The organism is Phenylobacterium sp., from assembly GCF_044358365.1.
Taxonomy (GTDB): Bacteria; Pseudomonadota; Alphaproteobacteria; order Caulobacterales; family Caulobacteraceae; genus Phenylobacterium.
The window spans coordinates 1-3,302 of record NZ_JBIKNZ010000139.1; the positions used below are offsets into that span (position 1 = coordinate 1).

General features: G+C 62.2%; 6 protein-coding genes and 1 pseudogene. 5 read left to right on the plus strand and 2 right to left on the minus strand.

Annotation, left to right across the window (positions count from 1 at the left end):
* On the minus strand, positions 1–193 hold a 193-nt coding region (locus tag ACIQ3B_RS18375), incomplete at its 3' end, for a hypothetical protein (RefSeq protein WP_397405170.1).
* A 230-nt stretch (positions 194–423) separates the two neighbouring features.
* Here ACIQ3B_RS18375 and ACIQ3B_RS18380 point away from each other — a divergent pair.
* The 5 genes from ACIQ3B_RS18380 (at position 424) to ACIQ3B_RS18400 (ending at position 3,207) form a co-directional block, all read left to right on the plus strand.
* Positions 424–672 (plus strand): hypothetical protein, encoded by a 249-nt coding sequence (locus ACIQ3B_RS18380; RefSeq protein WP_397405172.1) that lies wholly within the window; start codon positions 424–426, stop codon positions 670–672.
* 87 nt (positions 673–759) lie between these two features.
* Positions 760–951 carry a hypothetical protein gene (locus tag ACIQ3B_RS18385; RefSeq protein ID WP_397405174.1) on the plus strand — a complete coding sequence of 64 codons (192 nt, stop codon included), beginning with the start codon at positions 760–762 and terminating at the stop codon, positions 949–951.
* A 70-nt stretch (positions 952–1,021) separates the two neighbouring features.
* Entirely contained in the window at positions 1,022–1,507 is a 486-nt protein-coding gene (locus ACIQ3B_RS18390; protein WP_397405176.1) for a hypothetical protein, read from the plus strand.
* Positions 1,508–1,558: 51 nt separating this feature from the next.
* The gene (locus tag ACIQ3B_RS18395; RefSeq protein WP_397405177.1) at positions 1,559–2,851 is read left to right on the plus strand and encodes an efflux RND transporter periplasmic adaptor subunit; all 1,293 of its coding nucleotides are present in this window, start codon (positions 1,559–1,561) and stop codon (positions 2,849–2,851) included.
* On the plus strand, positions 2,851–3,207 hold the full coding sequence (locus tag ACIQ3B_RS18400) for an ABC transporter ATP-binding protein (protein ID WP_397405179.1): 357 nt from the start codon (positions 2,851–2,853) through the stop codon (positions 3,205–3,207). The genes ACIQ3B_RS18395 and ACIQ3B_RS18400 overlap by 1 nt, the downstream gene beginning before the upstream one ends.
* Here ACIQ3B_RS18400 and ACIQ3B_RS18405 read toward each other — a convergent pair.
* A pseudogene (locus tag ACIQ3B_RS18405) lies at positions 3,187–3,302 on the minus strand (IS481 family transposase); the annotation flags it as partial. The gene ACIQ3B_RS18400 and the pseudogene ACIQ3B_RS18405 sit on opposite strands and share 21 nt — an antisense overlap.

Sequence of the window (3,302 nt, forward strand, 5' to 3'; positions counted from 1 at the left end):
TGACAATGCGCCCGTTGATATCAAGCCCCCGGCTGTAGATCAGGCCGCCCTGATGCCGCTGTTCCTGCGGCACGGAGTCCGGGGCCATGCCGACATGCAGGGCCCAGTCCCAGCTCAGGATTTCGATGATCAGACGGTTGTCCAATGCGTCGGGGTCGTTCGAGGCAGGGTCGGCGCTGGAGTCTGTGGGCATGATGTCTGGCCTTTGGCGAGGGCGTCGGGGCTGTGCGCGCCGGAGGTCATATCTAGCGCGAAAGAGGGGGTTCGTCAGGGTTGGATGGGTCTGCCTGGGTCACGCGATGTCCCCAATTCCTTCGCCACCTGAAGACACGCTAAAATTGTCTTTTATCTTGACTCTCCCCCTATTGAAGAACGCGAACTCCTCAATGCGAGATTGTATCGCATTTTGGAGGGACTAAAATTATGTCGGTAAAACTTCCACGCTTCGCCACCCGCGCTGCGATGATCGCCGCAGTCGTGATGGCCTCCAGCTTCTCGGTCGCCACCCAAGCTTCGGCCGTTGAGTTCAGCGTCGATTTTTACTTCTTCGAGGTTTCCCATGAGGTGTGCGTCACCAACGGGCAAGGTGTGAAGACCTGCCAGGTCGTCAACCTGACCAGCGAAGGCGCCGCGAAGAGCCCGGCCGCAACGCTGTGGCTAGACGCGCTCTAAGCACCCAGCCGAAAGACAATTTCACATTGACTCATCTGTAACCACAATCCAGCCTTGAATTCGAGGCGGCATCCACAGGATAACAACATGCAGTTGAAATCGATCGTGCGTTGCGCTCAGGCGCTCGCTATCGCGATTGGCGCGAGCGCCGTTATGTCGCCCTTGGGTACGGCCTCTGCCGCGGCCGTAACCTACGAGTTCCTCATGTTCGAGGTCACCTTCACGGTCTGTAATGAAGTCAGACCAGGCGTCGAGGTTTGCCAGAACCTCGCCATGTGACGTTTGAATTTGGAGGGGTGGCGGCGGCAGTGCGTCGCTCCCCCTCGCTTATCTCTGAGGAGGCAGTAGATTGCGTTATCAACGGCTTGCGACCACCCTTTTGGCCTTGGCCTTGGCCGGATGCGGCGACAAGACCAACACGGCGTCTCCGAACGCTCAAATACCTGAAGGTCTTTATCGGTTGACCTGGAACAAGGTCGATACCGGCAATGCCAACGTCAAGATCAAGGTCCGCAACAGTAGCGGCAGCGAGCAGCGGACTACAGGCACAATCGACGTTGAGTTTTCGTCGAGGAACCATCGCCTCAACGTCTGCATGCTTTCGGATCCGACGGCGCCACCGACCGAAGCCAAGAGCATGTTCGGCAACTGCCGCATGGCCGGTGACCTGCTGATCGTTGAACTGGGAAAGCCCGGAAACGCCATCGAAGGCATCGCGTTCGAGCTAAAGCCGATGTCGGCATATTCCTATGCCGGCAACGCGATCCTGCGCGCCGCGCTCATCCCCGGTGGGAAGCTCACGTTCGGTTCGGCTGAAATGACAAAACTGCCCTGACGAACGAGGGGGCTAGCGTTTATTCGGGGATCGAGTGTGGGTGCTAATTGGATGACGAAACGTCCGCCTGGACGTCGACGTCTGCTCTGGACGGCAACGTTGCTGCTTGCCGGCGTAGTATTCGCCTGGTTGTTTTTTCCCAAGCAAAAGCTCCCAGCTTACAACAGCGCCGCGGCGGAGAGAGGGCTCGTCGAGCGCACCATTGTCGCCACCGGCAAAATCCGGCCGACCCGCACGGTGGAGGTCGGCGCCGAAGTCTCGGGCCTCGTCTCCGCGGTGCATGTCGATATCGATACGCCCGTGCGCGCCGGCCAGGTCCTTGCCGAGATCGAGCCGACCCGGCTTGACGCCGCCGTGCGCCAAGCCGACGCGCTTATCCGCGTCGCCGAGGGCGGCGTGGCCGAAGCCGAGGCTTCCATTGCCCGCGAGCGCGCCAGTGTCCGCGAAGCCGAGTTAGCGCTGCATCGCAGTTCCAGCCTTGCCGAACGAGGGTTGCTGTCGCCGTCGGGGCTCGACAAGGCCCAGGCGGTCCACGCGCGGTCACAGTCGGCCCTGGCGGGCGCCGTCGCCCAAAAGCAAAGCCGGGTGGCGGAACTGGCCAGCGCCCGGGCGCAGCAGGCGGATGCACGCATATCCAGAGCCAGGGCGCGCATCATCTCGCCGATCGACGGCGTCGTGATCGCCAGGACCATCAATCTTGGCCAGACGCTCGCGGCCAGCTTCCAGACGCCCCGACTGTTCGAGATCGCCACCGACCTCACCGAAATGCGGATGGAGGTGGAGGTCAACGAGGCCGATATCGCGGGCGTGCAGGTCGGCCAGGCCGTTCGGTTCAGGACCGAGGCCTATCCCGAAGAACATTTCGTCGGGAAAATCGTCCAGGTCCAGCCGCAGGCCACCGAGCGGGACAATGTCGTGTCCTTCCTGGTCATTGCCTCTTTTTCGAACCGGGACAACCGATTGAAATCCAGGATGTCGACCACGGCCGAGATCATCACGGCCTCAAGGTATCGGGCCCTTCGTGTCCCCATGGCGGCGGTTTCCTTCCGCCCACCAGTGACCGGTGCGGGAAAAGTACGGCTCGAAAGCATTTCCATACGACCATCGCCCCGCCTAACGGGCGGGCAGCCGACGCCGCACCGCAGGGTCACGCAGACGGTTCAGCCCTCCACAGCCTCCCAAACAGGCGAGCATGTCTGGCGCGTCAGCCCCGAGACGGAGTCAGGACTTGTCAGGATTCCGGTGCGTCTGGGCGTCCGTAGCGATCAGTGGGCCGAGGTGCTAGCGGGGGACGTCAAGGTCGGAGACACTCTGGCCACCGGCCTGGCGTCACGGGCGCCCTGATGACCTGCGAGCCTTCGCAACCGGGCACTGGCGTGATCGTCCATGCCCACGCCCTGACCAAGACCTACGCCATGAGCGGCGCGGACGTGCAGGCTCTGCGCGCGGTCGACCTGTCCATCGCTATGGGAGAACATGTCGCGGTCGTCGGGCCGTCGGGGTCGGGGAAATCGACCCTTATGAACCTTCTGGGCGGCCTTGACCGCCCCACGTCAGGCCGCCTGTTGGTCGACGGCTGCGATCTTGGCGCGCAGGACCGCAGCGCCCTCGCGCAATTCCGGAACCGGACCGTCGGCTTCGTGTTCCAGCAGTTCAATCTCCTTCCAGGCCTTTCGGCTCTAGATGTGGAGCCTCAATAGGTTGTCCGCGTCGAGGCCGAGTCGGCTGATGGGTGTCTGGGACTTAATCCCGCCGTGTGGCCGATGCCAGTTGTAGCGGTGTAGCCAGACAGGCA